Origin of the sequence: Bacteroides sp. An322 (assembly GCF_002161765.1) — a bacterium.
Taxonomy (GTDB): Bacteria; Bacteroidota; Bacteroidia; order Bacteroidales; family Bacteroidaceae; genus Phocaeicola; species Phocaeicola merdavium.
This window is the reverse complement of the sequence record NZ_NFIN01000018.1, coordinates 49,012-73,398: the sequence shown is the minus strand read 5'-3', so window position 1 is coordinate 73,398 and position 24,387 is coordinate 49,012. Positions and strand designations below refer to the sequence as shown.

Sequence of the window (24,387 nt, the reverse complement as noted above, 5' to 3'; positions counted from 1 at the left end):
CAACCCCTTTTTCCGGATTCAATAATTTCAATGACATCAGCATGACGGAACAATACGAGACGCTTTGCGGCATCACGCAGGAAGAATTAGAGCATTACTTTGCCGAACCTATCGAAGCCTTGGCAAAGAAATACCAGACGACCTTCGAAGGGATGAAAACGATGCTGAAGCACTGCTACGATGGCTATCACTTCAGCGATAACCTGACCGACGTGTATAATCCGTTTAGCTTGCTGAATGCCTTTTCCATGAGGGATTTGCGCGACTACTGGTTTGCCAGCGGTACGCCTACTTACCTCATCCGCCTGCTGAACCATACGCAGGAAGACCTGAACGAACTGACCGGACGCTATTACCGACCGGAAGAATTTATTGATTACAAAGCGGACGTGGAAAAGCCGCTTCCGATGATCTACCAGAGCGGATACCTGACCGTGAAAAGCTATGATAGGGATTTCGGTACTTTCCTGCTCGATTTCCCCAACAATGAAGTAAAGAGCGGTTTTGTCTCGTTAGTGGCTTCCAGTTACTTGAAACCGAGAGAAAATTTGCAAAGCTGGATACGGAGCGCGGTGATTGCCCTTCGCCAAGGAGATACCGAGCAGCTTCGCACGTTGTTCACTTCCTTCCTTGCCGACATTCCCTATACAATGCGGGACAAGAGGGAAAAGGAACGGTATTTCCATTATACGTTTTATCTCATCTTCCGCTTGATAAGCGTTTACACGGTCTATACCGAGAAAGAGCAGAGCCAAGGGCGGTCGGACTGCATCGTAGAGACGGACGATTACATTTACATTTTCGAGTTCAAGCGCGACGGCTCGGCAGACGAGGCGTTGGCACAAATAGAAGCAAAAGGCTATGCCCGTCCGTACGAGGCGGACAAGCGTAAGCTATATAAAATAGGAGTAAACTTCTCTTCCGAGACTGGAACGGTAGAGGAATGGAAAGTGGGATAGTTGATAATGGATAGTGGATGAGCGATTAGATAAATTTTGCTAGATGAAAGCAAATAAAGACAAATGCAAAATTGTCAAATTGACAACTCCTGACAAGAAACAAAAGCAAAAGAGAAGAAAAGAGGGAATATTACATCCCGATTTTATTACAATTTGCAAGAAAATCCTTTCTGATTAAGTTTTTCCTGTTGCCTAGAATTGCAAAAATACGCATTAGCTTGCCTCCCCTACGTGATTTTTAAATTCTCAGAGCGTCATTGCCACCAATTCTCAGGTAAAGAAAGAATCATGCCTACCACTTCCCCATAATTCTTCTTGCCCGACGGGATGTGGTTCCCTTTCAGGTACCAATCATAGAGGGCATCTTGCACTGCACCCATCAACGGACTATACCGTTCATTCCAATAAACTTCCTTTTCACGAAGCTCCCGCAAGATATCGGGACGGATGCGGTTTGCCCATTCCTTAAAATCGGCTTTATCCAACATCCGATAAGCGTCCCTATATATATAAGGTAAGAGTCCAAAATATCCGCAATAGCGTACGAATTTGTTTTCGGAGCGGACGCAAACCTGATATGCCCAAAAATTGGCTTCCGCCTCGTTGCTTACTCCTAACAGATGGGATAACTCGTGAGCGTAAGTAAACGGATACTGCACGGGAAGCAATTCGTGATTGACGTGCGACTCATCGAAGAAAGGTCCCATATAACCCAATACCCCGACTTTGGAATACAGTCCGTTGACTAAAGACCGCTTTGGATGCTGAAAGTCTTTGGGAAGGGTCAAGCCGAACCGTTCGGGCACTTGCCGATATATCGCTTTAATCCCGCTCTGGATTTCCTTTTCCGATAACGAAGCGTCTTGAATATATGCCGCATTCAAACTATCTACAAACTGCCCGATAAACTGACGAAAGCGCACTTCCTCGTATGCGACCCGTTCAGTTTCCGAACGGGTGAAGAAATCATCACGGAAATAATTCATGCCCCAAGCCCAATAGAACCAGACATACACCCAAAGCAAAATCTCGACTTCCCTTACACAAATCTTCCCCCACGGTGCTTGATGCTTTCTCATCCAAAAAGGCAAGGCTATCAGGGATAGAACAAAACCTAATACCGTGACTTCGCAAAGCGAGAAAGGCACCACCGAAGCCACACCCGAAAGCATAACGGACACATACGGATAGACTTCCCGCGCATACCACTCTCCTGCACCGGGCATCTTGGCGCACATGCCTACTCCTGCAAGCAAAAGCAAGAGAACCGCCCAACGAATGTACTTGACTCTTTTGTATTTCATGGAGGCAAAGTTATCATTTTCGGAATTAATTCTTTACTTTTGCGGGGAAATAATTAAGGTGGTAAAGTAGTAAAGAAGGTAAAGTAGGTAAAGTCTATACAATCTCCTTTACCTCCTTTAATACTAATTACTTTACTTACCTCTAAAAACAATAGAACTATGGTCCTAAACTACATTTGGATTGCATTCTTCGTGCTGGCTTTTATTGTAGCTACGATACGGCTGGTTTTCTTCGGTGATGCGGAAGTATTCCCCGACATCATCAATTCTACGTTTGCTTCTTCTAAGTCGGCTTTCGAGATTTCCCTCGGGCTTACCGGTGTGTTAGCACTTTGGATGGGCATTATGCGCATCGGAGAACAAGGCGGAGTCATCGCCCTTTTCTCGCGTGTGCTCAGCCCCTTGTTCTCCAAACTTTTCCCCGATATACCCAAGGGGCATCCCGTAACGGGAAGCATCTTCATGAACATGGCAGCCAATATGTTGGGGCTGGACAATGCCGCCACGCCCCTCGGACTGAAAGCAATGGAAGGCTTGCAAGAGCTGAACCCGAAGAAAGATACAGCCACCAATCCGATGATTATGTTCTTGGTGATTAACACCTCCGGGCTGACTTTGATTCCTATCAGCATCATGGTCTACCGTGCCCAGTTGGGGGCGGCACAACCTACCGATGTGTTTGTGCCGATACTCATCGCCACCTTTATCTCTACTTTGGCAGGCATTATCGCCGTGGCGCTTTACCAGCGCATCAACCTCTTGAACCGCACGATTCTCCTGTTCTTGGGGGGAGCTACCCTGTTCATTGCGGGCATTATCTGGTTCTTCAGCACCTTATCACAAGACCAGATTGACCTTTACTCCACCACCTTTGCCAATGTGTTCCTCTTCGTGATTATCATCGGATTCATCGCGGCGGGCATCCGTAAGAAGGTAAATGTGTATGATGCTTTCATCGAAGGCGCAAAAGAAGGATTTACCACCGCCGTGCGCATCATTCCCTATCTTGTGGCGATATTGGTCGCTATCGGTGTATTCCGTGCATCGGGATGCATGGATTACCTGACGCAAGGCATTGCATCGCTGGTCGAGATGTGTGGATTAAATAGTGATTTCGTAGGCGCGCTTCCTACGGCTCTGATGAAACCTTTGAGCGGAAGCGGGGCACGCGGATTGATGGTAGATGCCATGAGTACCTACGGAGCCGATTCATTCGTGGGCAGATTGGCGTGTATCTTCCAAGGCTCTACCGACACTACGTTCTACATCCTTGCGGTGTATTTCGGAAGTGTAGGTGTAGCAAAGACGCGCCATGCCGTACCTTGCGGCTTGCTTGCCGACTTGGCGGGCATCCTTGCCGCTATCTTTGTTTGCTATTTATTCTTTTAATATATTAATTATTGAACGCAGAGACGCAAAAGCGCAAAGGATTTTTTTTGAGGGTGCAAAGGACACGGAGAAATTAAGAATTATCCGTGCAGCTTCGTAACTTCTAATTCTCTTGCGCTCTTTGCTCGCTCTAAATTAAAAACTCTGCGCTTTTGCGTCTCTGCGTTCTATCTTTATAAACTTTGCAACTATGATTACATATCAGACCGAAGGGGTGGAAATGCCCCACATCAAGAAAAGAGAGACTACGGAATGGGTGAAAGCCGTAGCCCAAACCTATGGGAAGAAGGTAGGAGAAATCGCCTACATCTTCTGCTCGGACGAGAAGATATTGGAAGTGAACCGCCAGTACCTGCAACACGATTATTACACCGACATCATCACCTTCGACTATACCGAAGGGAACCGCATTTCGGGCGACCTGTTTATCAGCCTTGACACGGTGCGCACCAATGCCGAACAATTCAACGCTTCGTATGAAACCGAGCTTCATCGGGTCATCATCCATGGCATCCTGCACCTGTGCGGCATCAACGATAAAGGCCCGGGCGAGCGTGAAATCATGGAGCAAGCCGAAAACAAAGCACTCGCCATGCTTGCGGAGATAGGATGAGATTGGCTCACCACAGATTGCACAGATTGGAACAATTATAAACATCAGATTGCCCTCAATCCGCCATTCTCCTGCTTCTCCAAAGTAATATACACTGCATCCGCTATTTCATATATCTGCATCAGCTGCAGAAGATATATGAATTGGCAAAGTAAGTTATCTTCGTTTTCAAGGATAGTTTAATGGGGAAATTTATATTATTAGAATCTGTGTAATCTGTGGTGAAAGAAATAGCTAAACCCGTCTTTTTTTCGTATTTTTGCGCCGTATATTAAAACGTAAAGACGAATGGATTTTAACTACGACGTGATTGTAATCGGGGCGGGACACGCCGGATGCGAGGCCGCGGCGGCATCTGCCAACTTAGGCTCGAAAACCTGCCTCATTACGATGGACATGAACAAGATTGCCCAAATGAGTTGCAATCCTGCCGTGGGCGGGATAGCCAAAGGGCAAATCGTGCGCGAGATAGACGCGTTAGGAGGCTATATGGGCATCGTGACCGACCGCACCGCCATCCAGTTCCGCATGCTGAACCGTTCGAAAGGTCCGGCTATGTGGAGTCCCCGCGCACAATGCGACCGTGCCAAGTTTATTTGGACTTGGCGCGAAATCTTAGAGAACATCCCCAACCTGCACATCTGGCAAGATACGGTAGAAGAGCTCCTCGTAGAGGACGGAGAAGTGAAAGGCGTGACCACCTGCTGGGGTGTCACTTTCCATGCACGGTGCGTTATCCTGACCGCAGGAACTTTCCTGAACGGGCTGATGCACATCGGACGCAAGATGTTAGCAGGAGGACGTTGCGCCGAACCCGCTTCGTATCACCTCACCGAATCAATCGCCCGATACGGCATCACATACGGGCGCATGAAGACCGGTACACCTGTCCGCATCGATGCACGGAGCGTAGACTTCTCGTTGATGGAAACACAAGACGGGGAAAACGATTTCCACCGCTTCTCCTTCATCAGCGAGCCGCGCCGCCTGAAGCAATTGCAATGCTGGACATGCTATACCAACGAAGAAGTGCACGCCGTTTTGCGGAGCGGGCTTGCCGACTCCCCTCTCTATAACGGGCAAATCCAAAGCATCGGCCCGCGCTATTGCCCCAGCATCGAAACCAAGATAGTCACTTTCCCCGACAAGCCGCAGCACCAGTTGTTCTTGGAACCGGAAGGAGAAACCACCCGTGAACTTTACCTGAACGGCTTTTCTTCTTCGCTTCCGATGGACATCCAGTTTGCAGCCCTGCGCAAGATACCTTGCTTCCGCAATGTAGTGGCTTACCGTCCGGGATATGCCATTGAATACGATTACTTCGACCCTACCCAACTCAAGCATACATTGGAATCGAAAATCGTAAAGAACTTGTTCTTCGCGGGACAAGTGAACGGCACCACCGGATACGAGGAAGCGGGAGGGCAAGGTATCATCGCTGGCATCAACGCACATCAGAACTGCACGGGAGGCGAACCCTTCGTACTTGGAAGAGACGAAGCATATATCGGCGTGCTGATAGACGACTTAGTGACCAAAGGCGTGGACGAGCCTTACCGCATGTTCACTTCCCGTGCCGAATACCGCATCCTGCTCCGTCAAGACGATGCGGATATGCGGCTCACCGAACGTTCTTATCAATTAGGGCTTGCCAAACGCGAACGCTACGACATGGTTTGCCGCAAGCGGGAAGCCGTGCGACACTTGATAGACTTTACGAAAGAATATTCCATCAAGGCGGATAAGATTAACGATACATTGGAAAGCTTGGGCACCGCCCGGCTGGCCCATGGGTGCAAGCTGATAGATTTATTAAGCCGTCCGCAAATCACCATTGAGAATATCGCGCCACACATTCCCGCCTTCCAAGCCGAATTGGACAAGGTGACCGACCGGAAGGAAGAAACCTTGGAAGCCGCCGAAGTGCTCATCAAGTACAAAGGTTACATCGACCGCGAGCGGATGATTGCCGATAAAATCCATCGGCTGGAAAGCATCAAGATAAAAGGGAAGTTCGACTATGCCAGCCTGAATTCGCTTTCCACCGAAGCCCGCCAGAAGCTCATCAAGATAGACCCCGAGACCTTGGCGCAAGCAAGCCGTATTCCGGGCATCTCGCCAAGCGACATCAATGTGCTTCTCGTCCTGTTAGGCAGGTAAAAGCACGATGTTTCACGTGAAACAACAAGTTTAAGAAACAAACATAAAACACTGGATATGAACAAGGAAACTTTACGCAAAAACCTCAGGGAAATCCCTGACTTCCCCAAGCCGGGAATCTTATTCTACGACGTGACCACCCTCTTCAAAAACGCCGAGTGCCTGCAAGGGCTTATCGATGAGTTGTATGAGATGTACAAGGACAAAGGCATTACCAAAGTAGTAGGCATCGAGTCGAGAGGCTTCATCTTAGGCGGAGCACTTGCCGCACGCCTCGGAGCCGGCTTCGTCATGGCACGCAAACCGGGTAAGCTCCCCGCCGAAGTATTGGAAGAAACATACGCCAAAGAATACGGCACCGACACCATCCAAATCCACAAGGACTCCATCACCGAAGACGATGTGGTCTTGCTTCACGATGACCTTCTTGCTACAGGGGGAACGATGGCGGCAACACATCGGTTGGTACGGCAAAGCGGAGCCAAGCAGACCTACATCAACTTCGTTATCGAACTGAAAGGACTGAACGGACGGAAAGCCTTCCCCGATGATGTGGAAGTAACGACATTGTTGCAATTATAATTTCATCGAACACAGAGCCACGGAGACACAGAGTTTCTAATTTCTCAAAACACAAGGTCTCTGTACCTCCGTGTCTCTGTGTTGTGTTCATATAAAAGAATCTATGGAAGAGCTAAAGACAAACGATTATTTGCGGGGCATTGTGATGAACCTGCCGACCAGTCCGGGTATCTACCAATACCTGAATGCGGAAGGAACCATTATCTATGTAGGGAAAGCAAAGAACCTGAAACGCCGCGTTTACTCCTATTTCTCGAAAGACCACCACTCGGCAAAGACCCGCATCCTCGTAAGCAAGATTGTCGACATCCGCTACATCGTAGTGAATACGGAAGAAGACGCGCTCTTGTTAGAAAACAACCTTATCAAGAAATACAAGCCCCGCTATAACGTTTTGCTGAAAGATGACAAAAGTTACCCTTCCATTTGCGTAAGCAACGAATACTTTCCGCGGGTATTCAAAACCCGGAAGATTGTACGGGACGGCTCTACTTACTTCGGCCCCTACACGCACTTCCCTTCCATGCAAGCCATGCTCGAACTTATCAAAAGGCTCTATCCGCTCCGCACTTGCCGCTTGGCACTGACTCCCGAAAACATACAGGCGAACAAGTTCCGCGTATGCCTGGAATACCACATCAAGAATTGCAAAGGCCCTTGCATCGGCGCACAATCTCACGAGGAATACATGAAAAACATAGCTTCCATCAAAGAACTTCTGAAAGGGAACACGCAAAAGATAAGCCAAGGAATGATGCGGGAGATGATGCACCTTGCCGAAGAAATGAAGTTCGAAGAAGCACAAAAGATAAAGGAGAAATACGAACTGATAGAAAGCTACCGTTCGAAGAGCGAAGTGGTCAGTTCGGTATTGCATAACATCGATGTATTTGCCATCGAAGCCGATGAGAAATCCGCCTACATCAATTACCTGCACATTACAAACGGATGCATCAATCAGGCATTCACTTTCGAATACAAGAAACGGCTGGACGAGACCAAAGAAGAATTATTGGAAATGGGCATCGTAGAAATGCGCGAGCGTTACAAGAGCCAATCAAAAGAAATCATCATACCGTTCGAATTAGAATTGGAAATGGAAGGCATAACCTTCACCATTCCTCAACGAGGAGATAAAAAACATCTGTTAGAGCTTTCCATCCTCAACGTGAAACAATACAAAGTAGACCGGTTGAAGCAAGCCGAGAAACTGAATCCCGAACAACGGAGCGTCCGCCTCTTGAAAGAGATACAAGAGCAACTGCACATGGAGAAAATGCCTCTGCACATCGAATGCTTCGATAACTCAAACATCCAAGGCGCGGATGCCGTAGCGGCTTGCGTGGTATTCAAGAAAGGACGCCCCAGCAAGCAAGATTACCGCAAATACAACATCAAGACGGTGGTAGGTCCGGATGATTACGCTTCGATGCAAGAGGTAGTGCGCCGCCGTTATTCGCGCATCCTGGATGAGCAAGGCGAACTGCCCGACTTGATATTAACCGATGGCGGAAAGGGACAAATGGAAGTGGTGCGAGAAGTCATCGAAGACGAACTGCACCTGCACATTCCTATCGCTGGACTTGCTAAAGACAACCGCCACCGTACCTCGGAAATCCTTTTCGGATTCCCGCCTGTAAACATAGGGCTAAAGCAAGGTACTCCCCTCTTCCATTTATTGGAAAACATCCAAGACGAGGTGCACCGCTTTGCCATCACCTTCCACCGAGAAAAGCGAAGCAAACGGCAAGTGGCATCGGCATTGGATAACATTAAAGGCGTAGGCGAAAAACGGAAAGCCGAATTGCTGAAAAAGTTCAAAAGCGTAAAGCGCATCCGGGAGGCTTCGATAGAAGAACTTGCTCAAGTGGTTGGAGAATCTGTAGCGCAAAGTATCAAAGAAGCGTTGTCATTGAAAGGATAGTCCGTGATTTACAAAAGGAATATGTCTTTAGTCAAGCACCGCACCTACATCCCGTTTGGGGATTGAAACAATTAACAAGTAAGGAAGCCACAGTAAAAGCGATTCCCGTCCAAGCCACGCCTGCCCATTCGTAATGCTGCCAGAATAGACCTGAAACGAATGTACCTGCAGAACCGCCCAAGAAGTAAATGGTCATATAAACGGTATTGACCCTGTTGATGGCGGATGCATCAATAGCGACCACGCTGGTCTGATTTGACAAATGGATGCATTGCATTCCTGCATCAATCAAAAGGATGGCGATTATCATCCACAAGTAGCTGTTATTTCCCCAAAATGCCAACAACCATGCAGCCAAGATAACGCATCCTCCGATAATGGAGAAGAACCTTACGCCATACTTTTGAATATAGCCGCTAATGAATACAACCGTAGATGCACCTGCCAATCCACACAAGCCGAGTGCCCCGATAATATCGTCATTCGCAAAGAAAGGCTCTTGCTTCATCCGGAAAGCAAGGCAACTCCACAACGCAAAGAACGAGCCATAAGCCAATGCCGCCCTCAACGAAGCGATACGCAAGTACGGGTATTGGGAAAGCAGACGCAACAAGGATTTCATCAGACCCGCATAACTTTCTTGTGAACGGGTAGACAGCACAGGCAGCATTTTGTGAATCGTCAGAAAGCATCCGAGCATAAACACGCAAGCCATGAAATAGACGGAACGCCATCCCCATACATCAGCCAAAAAGCCACTGAACACACGTGAACCAAGAATGCCTATGAGCAGACAGGATTGTATAATCCCCACGTTGCGCACTTTGTGTACTGGTGCTGAATAATAAGACACCAACGGAATGAAGAACTGTGGCATGACCGAAGAGGCTCCTGCAAGCAAGGACGCGCCCCACACCCAATAGATGTTCGGAGCGAGTGCTATGGCAAGCAAAGCGCACGATGAAACGATATAATTGACCAATATTAGTTTCTTTCGTGAAACCAAGTCACCAAGTGGAATGACAAACACAAGTCCAACTACATAGCCTATCTGGGTCAATGTCGCCACCATGCTGGCAGAAAAGTCGTTTACCGCAAAATCCCTTGCCATGCTGCCCAGCAAAGGCTGGTTGTAGTAGCAGTTAGCTACGGAAAGTCCGGTAGCAACTGCCATCAGAGCTAACAGAGGTGCTGAAATCCCTTGGTTCTCTCTTAATTCATACTTCATCTGCCGCCTCCTTTCAATATGACACGACCTTCAACCCAATCAAGGACGCGATGAGTGTGAACAGAAAGAAAAGCCGGATGGGAGTGGCAGGCTCCTTGAAAACGAATATTCCAATCAAGACCGTGCCGACAGCGCCTATACCCGTCCAAATGGCATACGCCGTTCCTAAAGGCAAAGTCTGCACCGCCTTGGCAAGCAAAGCCATGCTCAATACGGTGGAAACCAAGAAACCGCTCCCCCATAGATAAAATTCAAGACCTGACGCCACTCTCGTTTTCCCTAAGCAGAATGTGAGGCTCACCTCAAATAATCCTGCCAATAATAAGATTATCCAATTCATATCAATGATTTATTAAATTCGGGCGCAAAAATAAGCGAGTAATACCTAACAACTTTTTGCATTTGGTAAAAACGGATTTTGCATTTGACAAAAAAATAGCTGTTCATTCCCGTTTCTGTGTGCTATTTCATAATTTTGCACACCGACAACAGCAATGAACTATGGATATAAAAGAAATCATCAACCAACGATATGCCATGCCGGACGCATCTTTAGACAAGTTACGGCAATGCCTGACGGAAGTTTCATACCCCAAAGGATTCCGTGTGTTGGAAAGCGGCAAAGTGGAAAAGAATATCTTTTTCATCAAGAAAGGCATTGTCCGCGCCTATACTTCGGTGGACGGAAAGGAAACTACTTTTTGGGTCGGAAAGGAAGGGGCAACCCTTGTTTCTATGAAAGGATACGTGAACGATGAGCCGGGATATGAAACGATGGAACTGATGGAAGATTCTGTCTTATATGTATTGGAGAGGAAAAAACTGAAAGAATTGTTTGCAGACGATTTGCACATCGCCAATTGGGGGCGGCGTTATGCGGAAATGGAACTGCTTGCTACCGAGGAACGGCTGATTTCCATGTTGTCCGCCATCGCTTCGGAACGGTATAAGGAGTTGTTAGAGAAAGAACCTGATTTGTTGCAACGATTACCATTGGGAAGTATCGCTACCTATTTAGGCATCACACAAGCAAGTTTGAGCCGGATCAGGGCAAAAATGAAATGATTGCCATACTACTTAAATTCCAATTATTACGTTATCTGTTGATTTTGTTCGAATATTCCAGCGAAATTCGTATATTTGCGAAAACATAAACCGAAATGAGAACAGTAATCCAACGAGTAAGCCACGCTTCTGTTACAATCGACGGCGTGTGCAAATCGGCAATTAAAGAAGGCTTCTTGGTCCTGTTGGGGATTGAGGAAGCCGATACCCAAGAAGATGCGGACTGGCTCTGCAAGAAGATAGTCAACCTGCGCGTATTCGATGACGAGAAGGGCGTGATGAACAAATCCATCTTGGATGCGGACGGAGAGATTTTAGTGATAAGCCAATTTACCCTGATGGCTTCCACCAAAAAGGGAAACCGTCCCTCGTATATCCGCGCGGCAAAACACGAAACCGCTATTCCGCTTTACGAATACTTTTGTAATGAACTAAGCATTGCTTTAGGGAAACAAGTAGGCACCGGCGAGTTCGGAGCTGATATGAAAGTGGAGTTATTAAACAACGGTCCCGTAACGATTTGTATGGACACGAAAAATAAAGAATGAGCACCATGACCCTCGAAGAAGCACAACAAACCGTAGACCGCTGGATAAAGACCTACGGCGTACGCTACTTCAGTGAACTGACCAACATGGCGGTCCTGACCGAAGAAGTAGGCGAACTGGCACGCATCATGGCACGTACCTACGGCGACCAATCGTTCAAGCCGGGCGAGAAACACGACTTAGGCGATGAAATGGCAGATGTACTTTGGGTACTGCTCTGCCTTGCTAACCAAACGGGCGTAAACCTGACCGAAGCTTTCCAAAAGAACTTAGAGAAGAAAACTACCCGCGACAAAGAAAGACATCAAAACAATCCTAAACTGAAAACGATATGAGCAACCACGAAGAATTTGAAAGCGAACTCTTCCAAAACATGGAAATGGAAGACAAAGAAAACCTGAGCCAACCCAGCAAATACGATATGGCATTAGGGAAATACAATACCGCATTGAAAGACGATGAGATTGCGGAAAAGACCAAGCACCTCCTTGACAAATATGCCGCAGAAAACAACACGCCCGAAGTGAAGAAATTCCTCTTCAATTGCATCGACCTTACGACCCTGAAATGCACCGATAGCGAAGAAAGCGTTATGAAATTCACCGAACGGGTCAATGCATTCGATGACGAACATCCCGACTTGAAAAACGTAGCTGCCATTTGTGTCTATCCCAATATGGCGGAAATTGTACACGATACGTTGGAAGCCGACCGTGTAAAGATAGCCTGCGTATCGGGAGGATTCCCCTCTTCGCAAACATTCACCGAAGTAAAGATCGCCGAGACCGCCATGGCACTCCACGTCGGAGCCGATGAAATCGACATCGTAATCTCGGTAGGCAAATTCCTTTCGGGAGACTACGAAGGCATGTGCGACGAAATTCAAGAACTGAAAGACGTATGCGGCGACAAGCATCTGAAAGTGATTCTGGAGACAGGTGCGTTAGGATCAGCCGAAAACATCAAAAAGGCATCTATCCTCGCCATGTATTCGGGAGCCGACTTCATTAAGACTTCCACCGGTAAGGAGAAACCTGCAGCTACGCCCGAAGCCGCCTATGTGATGTGCCAGGCTATTAAAGAATACTTCTTAGAAACGGGACGCAAAATAGGTTTCAAACCTGCAGGAGGCATTAATACTATAGAAGACGCTATAAATTACTACACCATCGTAAAAGAACTGTTAGGAAAAGAATGGCTCACCAATGAATTGTTCCGTATCGGGACAAGTCGTCTTGCCAATCTGCTCCTCTCAGATATTTTAGGAGAAGAGACGAAATTTTTCTAATACATAAACCGAAGATAAATAAATCATTTTGCGTCATTATGCATGCAGAATGATTTATTTATAGCCTTTTGTTCTCACTTATATTTCCTATATTTGCAAAAACCTAACCAATCCTAATAAAATATGAGCACTAAAAACTTTCTACTGGCAAGCTTATTCTGCTTGTTGCCTTTTACATTGTTCGCGAACCCTATCAAAGATTTGCTGGAGCGAATCGACCCTGGAGCATCTAAGAAGTTCGTTATCCAACTCCAAAAAAATGCAGACAAAGATTTCTTCGAACTTGACCAAAAAGGAGACAAAGTGGTGGTACGCGGAAATACATACGTCAATATCGCAACGGGACTGAACTGGTACCTGAAATACTATGCAGGCATCCAACTTACCTGGAACGATATGCAGGCTGACTTGCCGGAAGCACTTCCTAAAGTCCCCCACCCCGAACGGCACGAAACCAACCTCGGCTTGCGTTATGATTTCAACTATTGCACGTATTCGTATACGATGGCATTTTGGGACTGGGCACGTTGGGAAAAGGAAATCGACTGGATGGCATTGCATGGCATCAACCTGCCGCTTGCCGCAGTAGGGCAAGAGTGCGTATGGCGTAACATGCTCCTTCAATTAGGCTATACCAAAGATGAAATCAACCGCTTCATTGCCGGTCCGGCTTTCCTCGCTTGGTGGGCAATGAATAACTTGGAAGGTTGGGGCGGACCGAACCCTGACAGTTGGTACGAACAGCAAGAAGCCTTACAGAAGAAAATCCTGAAACGGATGCGTGAATATGGCATTAAACCTGTATTGCCGGGTTATTCGGGTATGGTGCCTCACGATGCCAATAAGAAATTAGGATTAAACGTAACAGAACCCGCTTTATGGAACGGATTCACCCGCCCGGCATTCCTGATGCCTACCGACTCCCGCTTCGCCGAAATTGCCGCTTTATATTACAAAGAATTAGAAAAACTCTTCGGCAAAGCCGACTATTACTCAATGGACCCTTTCCACGAATTGGAAAACGCTGAAGACGTAGACTTCGATGCAGCGGGCAAAGCTGTACTGAATGCTATGCGCAAAGCAAACCCGAAAGCCGTATGGGTTATCCAAGGTTGGACGGAAAACCCTCGCCCTGAAATGATCAAGAATATGAAGAACGGCGACTTGCTTATCCTCGACCTCTTCAGCGAATGCCGCCCGATGTGGGGCATCCCTTCCATTTGGAAACGCGACAAAGGATATGAACAACACGACTGGCTGTTCTGTATGTTGGAGAACTTCGGCGGTAATGTAGGTCTGCACGGACGCTTGGACCAACTGCTGAATAACTTCTACTTAACGAAAAACAATCCGCTTGCCGAACACCTGAAAGGCATCGGCCTGACCATGGAAGGAAGCGAGAACAATCCGATGATGTTCGAATTGATGTGCGAACTGCCGTGGCGTCCCGAAAAGATAACCAAGGAAGCATGGCTGAAAGAATACCTCGCCGCACGTTATGGAGTAAAAGATGAAAAGATAGAACAAGCATGGGAAATCCTTGCCAACGGCATCTACAATTGCCCCTTCGGAAACAACCAGCAAGGACCTCACGAATCCATTTTCTGCGGACGTCCAAGTATGAACAATTTCCAAGTATCAAGCTGGTCGAAGATGGAAAACTACTACGACCCTACTTCTACCGAAGACGCCGCACGCCTGATGCTGGAAGTGGCGGATAAATACCGCGGCAACAATAACTTTGAATACGACTTGGTGGACATCGTCCGCCAAGCTCTCTCCGACCGTGGACGCATTGTCTACAACCAAGCGATAGCCGACTTCAAGAGCTTCGACAAACGCAGCTATGCCCGCCATTCGAAAGAGTTCCTCGACCTGCTGCTGGCACAAGACCGCCTGCTTGCCACCCGCAGCGAGTTCCGTGTAGGCAGATGGATTAACCAAGCCCGCAGTTTAGGCAATACGCCCGAAGAAAAAGACCTCTATGAATGGAATGCCCGTGTACAAATCACCACATGGGGTAACCGTACTTGCGCCGATGAAGGCGGTTTGCGTGACTATGCTCATAAAGAATGGAACGGCATCTTGAAAGACTTCTACTACAAGCGTTGGGAAGCATGGTGGAAGATGCTCCAAGGTGTATTAGACGGAGGTGAGATGCAAGAAATCGATTGGTACGCAATGGAAGAACCGTGGACTTTGCAACACAATCCGTATAAGACTGAAGCGGAAGGCGATTGCATCGACACGGCACGCGAAGTGTTTTCTCTTCTCACCACAGATTACGCAGATTAATATAAACGCAGATTTTCGCAGATTAACGCAGAATAAACAAATAAATAAAATAATAATCTGCGAAAATCTGCGTTAATCTGCGTTTCAATTTAATACAACTCTACAATATGAAACAACGCTTACTTTCACTTGATGTGCTGCGAGGCATCACCGTCTTCGGGATGATTGTGGTAAACAACGCCGGAGGGAAATATTCGTATGACTCCTTGCAGCATTCCGTATGGAACGGGCTGACTCCCTGCGATTTAGTGTTCCCGTTCTTCCTTTTTATCATGGGAATATCCACCTATATCGCCTTACGCAAATTCCAGTTCCAGCCCTCGGCGGCAGTTATCCGGAAGATAGTGCGCCGCACTGCGCTTATCTTTCTCATAGGCTGGGGTATCTATTGGTTCGAGTTCGCTTGCGAGGGAGACTTCTTTCCCTTTGCCCATATCCGCATCTTGGGTGTATTGCCACGCATTGCCCTCTGCTACGGCATTGTCTCGCTGCTCGCCCTCTATGTGCGCCCCAAAGGGTTGGCATGGATAGCGGGATTCCTGCTCTTGGGTTATGCCTTCCTATTGCATTTCGGCAACGGATATGCACAAGATGCAGGGGTGAACATCCTCGCCGTTTGGGACACGAATGTATTAGGTTACGAACATCTCTACCATAAAAGCCCCGTTGACCCTGAGGGACTGACCAGCACCTTGTCCGCCATAGCCCATACGATTATCGGCTTCCTCTGCGGACGGCTCATTATGGAGACCAAAGACCTGAACCAGAAAATCATCAAGCTCTTCGTGGCAGGCTTCCTGTTGGCTGCCATAGGATTCTTATTGGTCGAATGGCTGCCGCTGAACAAGCGCGTATGGTCGCCCAGCTATGCCCTTGTCACTTGCGGACTGGCGGCGATGCTTCAGGCTGCCCTACTCTACTTCATCGATGCGCAGGGGCGGAAACACTGGTGCCGCTTCTTCGAAGTCTTTGGCGTAAATCCGCTCTTCCTCTATGTGCTGAGCGAACTGACAGCCGTAGTGCTTAACGTAACCGAATGGAAACCGGTCCTCTACGGAGGCATCCACAGCGTCATCAGCAACCCTTACCTCGCTTCCGCCGTCTATTCACTCCTCTTTGTCGGGGTGATGGGAGCCATCGGCTATCCGCTTTACAAGAAGAAGATATACGTTAAAATATAAAACGATATGGGTACAAAACGATTTTACCACAGAGAACACAGAGGCACACGGAGTTTTGAATTAGAAAAAAAACTTTCCTCTGTGGGATTCTGTGCCCTCTGTGGTGCATGGCTCTTTACTGCCTGCACATCCTCGACTATCCCGGACAGCCTGAGCTGCATCGACACCCGAACGGGAACGGCTGCCAGCACCACACAAACCGCAGGCATGTTCGGCAAACATACCGAAGAATACGGACAAACCCTGCCCGCAGTGTTGGAACCAAACGGGATGAACTTCTGGACACCGCAGACGCAGGACACCGAACAGAAGTGCATCGCCCCTTATTACTACCGCGACTCGCTGATGCAGGGCTTCCGCAACTCGCACTGGATTGTGGGAGGCTGTACGCAGGACTATGGCTCGATGACCCTGATGCCCCTCGCCGGAGCATTGCGCTGTATGCCCGAACAGCGAGCCACACGCTTCTCGCACGATGACGAAACCGCAACCCCCTCCTACTACGCCGTATCCCTGCCCGACGAACACCTGACGGCGGAAATGACCTCCCGCTCCCGCTCCGCTATCTTCCGCTTCACTTACGAGGATGAAGGCGATGCTTGGCTCGTGGTCAACCCGAACAGCGATGAGGGCAAAGGATACATCGAACTGGATACGGTGAACCGCCGCATCTACGGCTATAATCCCGTACACCGCATCTACCAAGGCTGGGGCGAACCGGCGGGCTATAGCGGGCACTTCGTTGTGGAATACCAAAAGAATCTTGCCGGATTCGGCACCTTCCGCGGAGACAGCCTGTTCGAGGGGCAGACAAGCATCCGGTCGGGACAAGGCATCGGGCTGTACGTCCGCTTCCGGGTGAAGGCAGATGAAGAAGTGTTGGTGAAAGCCGCTTCCTCGTTTACCGGACGCGAAGGGGCTATCGGAAACCTCCAAGCGGAAATCCCGCACTGGGACTTCGACCAGACCCGTCGGGAACTGACCGGCATTTGGGAGAAACACTTGGCAAGCATCCAGATAAAGACCGACGACGAAACGGCACGGCGGAAGTTCTACGGAGCAATGTACCGCGCCTCGTTCCTTCCACGCACGTTCAACGACGCGGACGGGCGCTATCCCTCCTTTGCCACGGGCGAGCCTATCCGCCAATTAGCGGATGGCGAAACCTACTACGAGGACTTCAGCCTATGGGACACCTACCGCGCCCTGCATCCGCTCGTCAACCTCCTCCGTCCCACCCAAAGCGGACAGATGATGCAGTCGCTCGTGCTCAAGTACGAGCAAGGCGGCTGGCTGCCCATCTTCCCTTGCTGGAACAGCTACACGGCAGCGATGATAGGCGACCACTGCATTGCCGCCTTAGGAGACGCCTACGTGAAAGGCATCCGCAATTTCGATGTGCAGAAAGCCTACGAGGGAATGCGCCGCAATGCCTTCGAAAGCCCCGCCACGCGCGAAGAATATGTCAACGGAATGGGCCGCCGCGCCTTGCAGTCCTACCTCCGGTACGGTTACATCCCGTTAGAGGACAGCGTGCCCGACGCCTTCCACACCCGTGAACAAGTGTCGCGCACGTTGGAGTACGCTTACGATGATTTCGTCCTCGCCCAAGTGGCAAAACAGTTGGGCAAGACCGAAGATTATGACGCCCTGATGCGCCGCGCGCAGAACTACCGCAACGTCATCGACCCGCGCACCGGATATGCGCAAGGACGGCATGCCGACGGCACCTTCCTCGACGAAGACAACGCTTTCGGCTTTGCCGCGTTCATCACCGAAGGCGCCCCCTGCCACTACACGTGGTACGTCCCCCACGACCCCTACGGGCTGATGAAGTGCATGGGCGGGCAGGAACGCTACATCGCCAAGCTCGACTCGATGTTCAGCCAACGCCGTTACTGGCACGGCAACGAGCCTTGCCACCAAGTGGCGTTCATGTATAACTACGCCGGACAACCGTGGAAGACCCAGCGGGCAGTGCGCCACATCTTGGAGACCGAATACCTCGACGCTCCCGGCGGCTTGTCGGGCAACGACGATGCCGGACAGATGTCGGCGTGGTACGTCTTCGCCGCCCTCGGCTTCTATCCCGTCTGCCCCGGTACGCCTTATTACGCCTTGGCAAGCCCCTCGTTCCGCGAAGCCGTGCTGACCTTGGAGAACGGAAAGACCTTCCGCCTCCTTGCGCCGGAAGCCTCGGCGGAGAACATCTACATCCAGCGCGTCACCCTCAATGGCAAACCCTATACGAAGAACTACATCGCCCACGAAGACATCCTTCGGGGAGGCACGATGGAGTTCGAAATGGGTCCGGAGCCGAATCCCGACTGGGGAAACAAGCCCGAAGACTGCCCGCCGAGGACCTTCTAAAAGGTGGAAAATCCCCGGCGAGGGGTCGCCGCACATTTTCCGACACCCTGAAAGTCTCCGGCGAGGGGTCGCCGCACGTTTTCCGACACCCCGAAGGTCTCCGGCGAGGGGTCGCCGCGCGTTTTTGTAGTGATTTATTATCGAATTATTAACCTAAAAACCAATTTTGATATGACTGGATTCATCAAGACAAACAAACTGCTGCTCTTCTTGCTCGGCATCTGCCTGCTCGGCTCGTGCCAGACGAAGCAAACCAACGTGTACAACATCATGGACTTCGGTGCTAAAGGTGACGGGACGACCGACGACTCCCCTGCCCTGCAAGCCGCCATCGATGCCTGCTCCGAAGCGGGAGGCGGAACGGTGCTCGTCCCTGCCGGACACACCTTCTTGTGCAGCCCCTTCCGGCTCGCTTCGTATGTCGACCTGCATTTAGAGCCTAATTCCTGCCTGTTGGCAAACCCTGACGAGAGCGTCTATACTGAAAGCGCATTTGGCGAAAACCGGGGCGAAGGGATGATGTGGATAAGCGGAAAAGACCTGAAGAACGTCTCTATCACCGGAACGGGGACCATCGACGGAAACGGTGTATCGTTTATGGGCAAGGAGTTGGAAGACTCGTACGAACTGAAACCCGTGACCGACTTCGACCCGCGCCCGCACGTCCTGACGCTGACCAACATCGAGAAGTTAGTCATCCGTAACATTACTATCCGCAACAGCGCTTACTGGACCGTCCACCTCATCGGCTGCCGCGACGCTTCGATTGACGGCATCAGCATCCTGAACAACCTGAAGATACGCAACGGCGACGGCATCGACGTAGACCACTCGAAAGACGTGCGCATCTCGAACTGCTTCATCGAGTCGGGCGACGACTGCATCTGCCTGAAGAACCGCCGCGAGTTCGAGCAATACGGCTCGTGCGAGGACGTGGTGGTGAGCAACTGTACGATGACCTCGCGCTCGTGCGCCATCAAAATCGGTTCGGAGAACATGGATAGCATCAACAACGTCTTGTTCACCAACTGCATCATCAAAGACAGCAACCGGGGCATCGGCATCCAGAACCGCGATGAGGGCACAGTGACCAACGTCACATTCTCGAACATGATAGTCGACTGCCGGTTCTTCTCAGACGTGTGGTGGGGCAAGTCAGAAGCCATTTACGTCACCTCTTACCCCCGTGCCGTAGGCAACCACAAAGATGCAGGCTGGCGTTTCCCGAAAGGCGCGACGAAAGGCGCGTGCGGCGAAGTGAGCCATATCTACTTCCACAACATTCGCTGTACGAGCGAAAATGGCGTCTTTGTAGGCGGCGACACGCCCGAAAAGGTCAATCGTATCTATTTCGACCAAGTGTCGCTTACGCTGCAAAAAAAGACCGCCTACGAGGGCGGCATCTACGACAAGCGTCCGTGTGACGGCGAAGGTTTCCTGCGCGGCAACACTTACGGCTTCTTCGTGCATACCGCATCCGACATCCAGGTGAAAGCCTGCACCGTAGAATGGGCTACTCCCCGCCCCGACCATGCGGCAGAGAATATCAAGAGCGTGAATGCTACGGGGGTGAAGGTGATGCAGTAAACGAATATGCAATAAAAAAGGATGCGCAATGCATCCTTTTTTATTCATTATTTTGTCCGGTCTACCACATAATCCACGTAGGCGGTCAATGCAGTTCGGAGCGATTCATCCATTTGTTGGGGCAAAAGAGCCAGTGCCTTGTCCCGGTAATCGTGCATCACCCGGTCGGCGTATTCGATGCCTCCTTCCTGCTTCACATACGATACGAACGAAGCGATTTCTTCATGCGAGGCTTTCAACGAGCGGATGCGCAAAGCCAACTCCCGCTTTTCCTCGTCCGCCTTTTCATTGAGGACGTACAGGGCGGGCAGGGTCAGTTTTCCTTCTAACATATCGTTTCCTGTAGGTTTGCCCAATGCCTCGTTCTCGAAATAATCGAAGATATCATCCTTTATTTGGAAAGCGACGCCTATCATTTCGCCAAACAAAGCGGCATTGTCTACATCTTCCGCCGAAGCCTTAACGGAAAGCGCACCGCTCTCGGCACTTGCCGTAAAGAGGGCTGCGGTCTTCTTGCGGATAACATCGAAATAAATCTCTTCAGAGAATTCGGTATTGCTCGTATTCGCCAACTGCACGATTTCGCCTTCCGAAAGGTTCTGCCCCAAGCGTGCCACCAAGTCGACCAGCTCAATTTCTTTCGTGTAAGCAGCATGGCGCAAGCTTGTGGCAAGCATATAGTCGCCCACCAATACCGACACGCGGTTATCATACAACGCATTGACCGATGCTTGCCCGCGCCGTTTGTCGCTCTTGTCGACTACATCATCGTGAACCAGACTTGCCGTATGAAGCAATTCCAACGACAAAGCCGAATGTAACGTGGCGGGGTTGATTTTACCATATAATTTTGCCATCAACAGTACCAGCATAGGGCGCATCATCTTCCCGTTGCGCTTCCGGATATAGCCCAACACATCGCCCAATATCGGGGCGGTACTGGTCAAAGCGGCATCGAAAAGCGCCTTAAATTCGCTCAATTCCCTTTCTATCGGTCTCTTGATTATTTCTATCTTGTCCATTTAGAGATTTATTTGGGCACAAAAATAATAATAAAACATCGAAATACGGCGTTTTTTTGTACTTTTACGTTCAAAACATTAATATTTTTATACGAATGGAGAAACTATTTCTACTGGACGCGTACGCTTTGATTTACCGGGCGTACTACGCTTTCATCAAAAATCCCCGCATCAACTCGAAGGGATTCAATACTTCCGCCATTATGGGATTCGTCAATACATTAGAAGATGTGCTGAAGAAAGAACAACCCACACACATCGGAATCGCTTTCGACCCTGCGGGTCCCACGTTCCGCCACGAGGCTTACGAGCAATACAAAGCCCAGCGCGAAGAGACTCCCGAAGTCATCCGCCTCTCGGTGCCTATCATTAAAGACATCATCCGAGCCTACCGCATCCCTATCCTCGAAGTGAGTGGATACGAAGCCGATGACGTTATAGGCACCCTTGCCACCGAAGCCGGACGAAAGGGCATTACTACCTATATGATGACACCCGATAAAGACTATGGCCAATTGGTATCGGACAATGTCTTTATGTACCGGCCTAAATACGGGGATAAGGAATTCGAGGTAATGGGCATAGCCGAAGTGAAAGCCAAGTTCGACATCCAGTCTCCGGCTCAGGTCATTGATATGTTGGGGCTGATGGGCGATACCGCCGATAACATTCCCGGATGTCCGGGTGTGGGCGAAAAGACCGCACAAAAGCTGATTGCCCAGTTCGGAAGCATCGAGAGCCTGCTTGAACATACCGACCAGTTGAAAGGAGCCATCAAGACCAAGGTAGAGACCAACCGCGAACAAATCCTCTTCTCGAAGTTCCTTGCCACAATCAAGACCGATGTCCCTATCAGCCTCGACATGGATAGGCTGAAACGGGAAGAACCGGACAAGGAAGAACTCAAGCGGATATTCGAAGACTTGGAGTTCCGGAGCCTCCTCGACCGTGTATTGGGAACTGATAAGAAAACCGCCGCTCCCCCACCCTCTGCCCAAGGCGATCTCTTTGGATTTTTTGCGCCCGAGAGTACGGAAGCTCCCGAAAATTCAAATCTCACGAGGCTTCAAGACCTTACTTACGACTATCAACTGATTGATACAGAAGAGAAAATAGAGCAATTATTACAAAATATCCTTACACAGAAGATTCTCAGTTTAGATACGGAGACCACCGGAACCGACCCGATACGTGCCGAACTGGTAGGAATGAGCTTCTCGTATGCCGAAAATCAGGCTTTCTATGTCCCCGTCCCTGCCGACCGCACCGAAGCGCAACGCATCGTTGATAAATTCAAGCCCGTCTTCGAAAATAAAGAAACCTTGAAAGTCGGGCAGAACATCAAATACGATATGCTGGTCTTGGCGAACTACGGAGTCGAAATACAAGGCGAGATGTTCGACACGATGATAGCCCACTATGTGCTCCAGCCCGAACTGCATCACGGAATGGACTACCTTGCCGAAATCTACTTGCACTACGAAACCATCAAGATAGAAGAACTTATCGGACCGAAAGGGAAGAACCAGAAGAACATGCGCGACCTCGACCCTGCTAATATATATAGGTACGCGTGCGAGGATGCCGATGTCACCCTGAAGTTGAAAAACGTATTGGAAAAGGAATTGAAGCAAAACGATGCCGAATCCCTTTTCCGGGACATCGAGATGCCTCTTGTCCCCGTATTGGCTTATATGGAACGCAATGGCGTGCGCATTGATACGGAAGCCCTGAAAGAGACTTCGCGCCACTTCACCGCCCGTATGCAACAAATCGAAAAAGAAGTACACCGCTTGGCAGGTGTGGAGTTCAATATCGCCTCTCCCAAGCAAGTGGGCGAAGTATTGTTCGACCGTCTGAAAATCGTAGACAAGCCCAAGAAGACCAAGACGGGACAATACGTCACTTCCGAAGAAGTGTTAGAAAGTCTGAAAGGAAAGCACGAAATCGTAGGGAAGATTTTGGAGCACCGTGGATTGAAAAAGCTTCTTGGCACCTACATCGATGCCCTGCCCCAGCTTATCAACCCGCAGACCGGACACATCCATACTTCATTCAACCAAACCGTAACCGCCACGGGACGGCTTAGTTCGAGCAACCCGAACTTGCAAAACATCCCCGTACGCAACGAGGACGGAAAAGAAATCCGTAAAGCATTCATTCCCGATGAAGGTTGCGAATTTTTCTCTGCTGATTATTCGCAAATCGAGCTTCGCATCATGGCACACCTCAGCCAAGACCCGCACATGATAGAAGCCTTCCGCGAAAATCAGGACATCCACGCCGCTACCGCCGCCAAGATATACAAGGAGAAATTGGAAGATGTGACCCGCGAGCAACGGAGCAAAGCCAAAACCGCTAACTTCGGCATCATCTACGGCATCTCGGTCTTCGGGCTTGCCGAACGCTTGAACATCGACCGCAAAGAAGCCAAGGAACTGATAGACGGCTATTTTGAAAACTACCCGCATGTAAAGGAATACATGGACAAGAGCATTCTGGAGGCACGCGAGAAAGGCTATATCGAAACCATTTTCCGCCGCCGCCGCTATCTGCCCGACATCAATTCACGCAATGCCGTGGTGAGAGGATATGCCGAGCGCAATGCCATCAACGCGCCTATCCAAGGAAGTGCCGCTGACATCATCAAAGTGGCAATGGTACGCATCTACCTCCGCTTTCGCGAAGAGGGAATCCGCTCGAAGATGATTCTTCAAGTACACGATGAACTCAACTTCAGCGTCTTGCCCGAAGAAAAGGAGAAAGTGCAACAGATTGTGATAAGTGAAATGGAGAGTGCTTACAAAATGAAAGTTCCTTTGCAAGCAGACTGCGGTTGGGGTAAGAATTGGCTGGAAGCGCACTAATGGGA

Annotated in this window: 19 protein-coding genes; 15 read left to right on the top strand and 4 right to left on the bottom strand. The window is 49.5% G+C overall.

The window, feature by feature from the left end; all coding sequences use genetic code 11:
• A partial coding sequence (locus B5F91_RS10405; RefSeq protein ID WP_158099912.1) for a PD-(D/E)XK nuclease domain-containing protein occupies window positions 1-959 on the top strand: 959 nt, incomplete at its 5' end.
• A gap of 254 nt (window positions 960-1,213) precedes the next feature.
• Here B5F91_RS10405 and B5F91_RS10400 read toward each other — a convergent pair.
• Window positions 1,214-2,263: a DUF3810 domain-containing protein gene (locus tag B5F91_RS10400; RefSeq protein ID WP_087429027.1), complete on the bottom strand. Its 1,050-nt coding sequence runs from the start codon at window positions 2,261-2,263 to the stop codon at window positions 1,214-1,216.
• A gap of 159 nt (window positions 2,264-2,422) precedes the next feature.
• Between B5F91_RS10400 and B5F91_RS10395 the strand changes: the two genes are divergently transcribed.
• The 5 genes from B5F91_RS10395 to uvrC all read left to right on the top strand — a co-directional run bounded on the left by B5F91_RS10395 (window position 2,423) and on the right by uvrC (window position 8,931).
• Window positions 2,423-3,652 (top strand): spore maturation protein, encoded by a 1,230-nt coding sequence (locus tag B5F91_RS10395; protein ID WP_087429026.1) that lies wholly within the window; start codon window positions 2,423-2,425, stop codon window positions 3,650-3,652.
• Window positions 3,653-3,842: 190 nt separating this feature from the next.
• Window positions 3,843-4,265, top strand: a complete 423-nt coding sequence (ybeY, locus tag B5F91_RS10390) for an rRNA maturation RNase YbeY (protein WP_087429025.1) — start codon at window positions 3,843-3,845, stop codon at window positions 4,263-4,265.
• A 288-nt stretch (window positions 4,266-4,553) separates the two neighbouring features.
• Window positions 4,554-6,425 carry a tRNA uridine-5-carboxymethylaminomethyl(34) synthesis enzyme MnmG gene (gene mnmG / locus B5F91_RS10385; RefSeq protein WP_087429024.1) on the top strand — a complete coding sequence of 624 codons (1,872 nt, stop codon included), beginning with the start codon at window positions 4,554-4,556 and terminating at the stop codon, window positions 6,423-6,425.
• Between the two features lie 57 nt (window positions 6,426-6,482).
• Window positions 6,483-7,007 (top strand): adenine phosphoribosyltransferase, encoded by a 525-nt coding sequence (locus tag B5F91_RS10380; RefSeq protein ID WP_087429023.1) that lies wholly within the window; start codon window positions 6,483-6,485, stop codon window positions 7,005-7,007.
• 103 nt (window positions 7,008-7,110) lie between these two features.
• Window positions 7,111-8,931 (top strand): excinuclease ABC subunit UvrC, encoded by a 1,821-nt coding sequence (uvrC, locus tag B5F91_RS10375; RefSeq protein WP_087429022.1) that lies wholly within the window; start codon window positions 7,111-7,113, stop codon window positions 8,929-8,931.
• Between the two features lie 31 nt (window positions 8,932-8,962).
• On the opposite strand, the gene B5F91_RS10370 is transcribed toward uvrC, so the two are convergent.
• On the bottom strand, window positions 8,963-10,159 hold the full coding sequence (locus tag B5F91_RS10370; RefSeq protein WP_087429021.1) for an MFS transporter: 1,197 nt from the start codon (window positions 10,157-10,159) through the stop codon (window positions 8,963-8,965).
• Window positions 10,160-10,172: 13 nt separating this feature from the next.
• Window positions 10,173-10,499: a multidrug efflux SMR transporter gene (locus B5F91_RS10365; protein WP_087429020.1), complete on the bottom strand. Its 327-nt coding sequence runs from the start codon at window positions 10,497-10,499 to the stop codon at window positions 10,173-10,175.
• A gap of 161 nt (window positions 10,500-10,660) precedes the next feature.
• Here B5F91_RS10365 and B5F91_RS10360 point away from each other — a divergent pair, with 161 nt between their 5' ends.
• The 8 genes from B5F91_RS10360 (at window position 10,661) to B5F91_RS10325 (ending at window position 20,493) form a co-directional block, all read left to right on the top strand.
• Window positions 10,661-11,224, top strand: a complete 564-nt coding sequence (locus B5F91_RS10360) for a Crp/Fnr family transcriptional regulator (protein ID WP_087429019.1) — start codon at window positions 10,661-10,663, stop codon at window positions 11,222-11,224.
• A 95-nt stretch (window positions 11,225-11,319) separates the two neighbouring features.
• A complete protein-coding gene (gene dtd, locus B5F91_RS10355) occupies window positions 11,320-11,772 on the top strand; it encodes a D-aminoacyl-tRNA deacylase (protein WP_087429018.1) in 453 nt (150 codons plus the stop codon).
• Window positions 11,773-11,777: 5 nt separating this feature from the next.
• On the top strand, window positions 11,778-12,107 hold the full coding sequence (locus B5F91_RS10350) for a nucleotide pyrophosphohydrolase (RefSeq protein WP_087429032.1): 330 nt from the start codon (window positions 11,778-11,780) through the stop codon (window positions 12,105-12,107).
• Window positions 12,108-12,151: 44 nt separating this feature from the next.
• Window positions 12,152-13,060: a deoxyribose-phosphate aldolase gene (gene deoC, locus B5F91_RS10345; protein ID WP_087429031.1), complete on the top strand. Its 909-nt coding sequence runs from the start codon at window positions 12,152-12,154 to the stop codon at window positions 13,058-13,060.
• A gap of 123 nt (window positions 13,061-13,183) precedes the next feature.
• The gene (locus tag B5F91_RS10340; RefSeq protein WP_087429017.1) at window positions 13,184-15,355 is read left to right on the top strand and encodes an alpha-N-acetylglucosaminidase; all 2,172 of its coding nucleotides are present in this window, start codon (window positions 13,184-13,186) and stop codon (window positions 15,353-15,355) included.
• Window positions 15,356-15,462: 107 nt separating this feature from the next.
• The gene (locus tag B5F91_RS10335; RefSeq protein WP_087429016.1) at window positions 15,463-16,536 is read left to right on the top strand and encodes a heparan-alpha-glucosaminide N-acetyltransferase domain-containing protein; all 1,074 of its coding nucleotides are present in this window, start codon (window positions 15,463-15,465) and stop codon (window positions 16,534-16,536) included.
• Between the two features lie 6 nt (window positions 16,537-16,542).
• Entirely contained in the window at window positions 16,543-18,906 is a 2,364-nt protein-coding gene (locus tag B5F91_RS10330; RefSeq protein ID WP_087429015.1) for a GH92 family glycosyl hydrolase, read from the top strand.
• A 171-nt stretch (window positions 18,907-19,077) separates the two neighbouring features.
• Complete coding sequence (locus tag B5F91_RS10325; RefSeq protein WP_087429014.1) at window positions 19,078-20,493, top strand: glycosyl hydrolase family 28 protein; 1,416 nt, start codon at window positions 19,078-19,080, stop codon at window positions 20,491-20,493.
• A 47-nt stretch (window positions 20,494-20,540) separates the two neighbouring features.
• Here the strand turns inward: B5F91_RS10325 and B5F91_RS10320 are convergent, their stop codons facing one another.
• Entirely contained in the window at window positions 20,541-21,515 is a 975-nt protein-coding gene (locus B5F91_RS10320) for a polyprenyl synthetase family protein (protein WP_087429013.1), read from the bottom strand.
• Window positions 21,516-21,610: 95 nt separating this feature from the next.
• Here B5F91_RS10320 and polA point away from each other — a divergent pair, with 95 nt between their 5' ends.
• Window positions 21,611-24,382, top strand: a complete 2,772-nt coding sequence (gene polA, locus B5F91_RS10315) for a DNA polymerase I (protein WP_087429012.1) — start codon at window positions 21,611-21,613, stop codon at window positions 24,380-24,382.
• Window positions 24,383-24,387: the final 5 nt, after the last annotated feature.

Coding starts and splice junctions, on each gene's coding strand:
- B5F91_RS10360 (WP_087429019.1), top strand. CDS start 10,661: ATGGATATAAAAGAAATCATCAACCAACGATATGCCATGCCGGACGCA.
- B5F91_RS10400 (WP_087429027.1), bottom strand. CDS start 2,263: ATGAAATACAAAAGAGTCAAGTACATTCGTTGGGCGGTTCTCTTGCTT.
- B5F91_RS10365 (WP_087429020.1), bottom strand. CDS start 10,499: ATGAATTGGATAATCTTATTATTGGCAGGATTATTTGAGGTGAGCCTC.
- mnmG (WP_087429024.1), top strand. CDS start 4,554: ATGGATTTTAACTACGACGTGATTGTAATCGGGGCGGGACACGCCGGA.
- ybeY (WP_087429025.1), top strand. CDS start 3,843: ATGATTACATATCAGACCGAAGGGGTGGAAATGCCCCACATCAAGAAA.
- B5F91_RS10395 (WP_087429026.1), top strand. CDS start 2,423: ATGGTCCTAAACTACATTTGGATTGCATTCTTCGTGCTGGCTTTTATT.
- B5F91_RS10325 (WP_087429014.1), top strand. CDS start 19,078: ATGACTGGATTCATCAAGACAAACAAACTGCTGCTCTTCTTGCTCGGC.
- B5F91_RS10370 (WP_087429021.1), bottom strand. CDS start 10,159: ATGAAGTATGAATTAAGAGAGAACCAAGGGATTTCAGCACCTCTGTTA.
- dtd (WP_087429018.1), top strand. CDS start 11,320: ATGAGAACAGTAATCCAACGAGTAAGCCACGCTTCTGTTACAATCGAC.
- B5F91_RS10320 (WP_087429013.1), bottom strand. CDS start 21,515: ATGGACAAGATAGAAATAATCAAGAGACCGATAGAAAGGGAATTGAGC.
- B5F91_RS10340 (WP_087429017.1), top strand. CDS start 13,184: ATGAGCACTAAAAACTTTCTACTGGCAAGCTTATTCTGCTTGTTGCCT.
- uvrC (WP_087429022.1), top strand. CDS start 7,111: ATGGAAGAGCTAAAGACAAACGATTATTTGCGGGGCATTGTGATGAAC.
- B5F91_RS10330 (WP_087429015.1), top strand. CDS start 16,543: ATGGGTACAAAACGATTTTACCACAGAGAACACAGAGGCACACGGAGT.
- deoC (WP_087429031.1), top strand. CDS start 12,152: ATGGAAGACAAAGAAAACCTGAGCCAACCCAGCAAATACGATATGGCA.
- B5F91_RS10350 (WP_087429032.1), top strand. CDS start 11,778: ATGACCCTCGAAGAAGCACAACAAACCGTAGACCGCTGGATAAAGACC.
- B5F91_RS10380 (WP_087429023.1), top strand. CDS start 6,483: ATGAACAAGGAAACTTTACGCAAAAACCTCAGGGAAATCCCTGACTTC.
- B5F91_RS10335 (WP_087429016.1), top strand. CDS start 15,463: ATGAAACAACGCTTACTTTCACTTGATGTGCTGCGAGGCATCACCGTC.
- polA (WP_087429012.1), top strand. CDS start 21,611: ATGGAGAAACTATTTCTACTGGACGCGTACGCTTTGATTTACCGGGCG.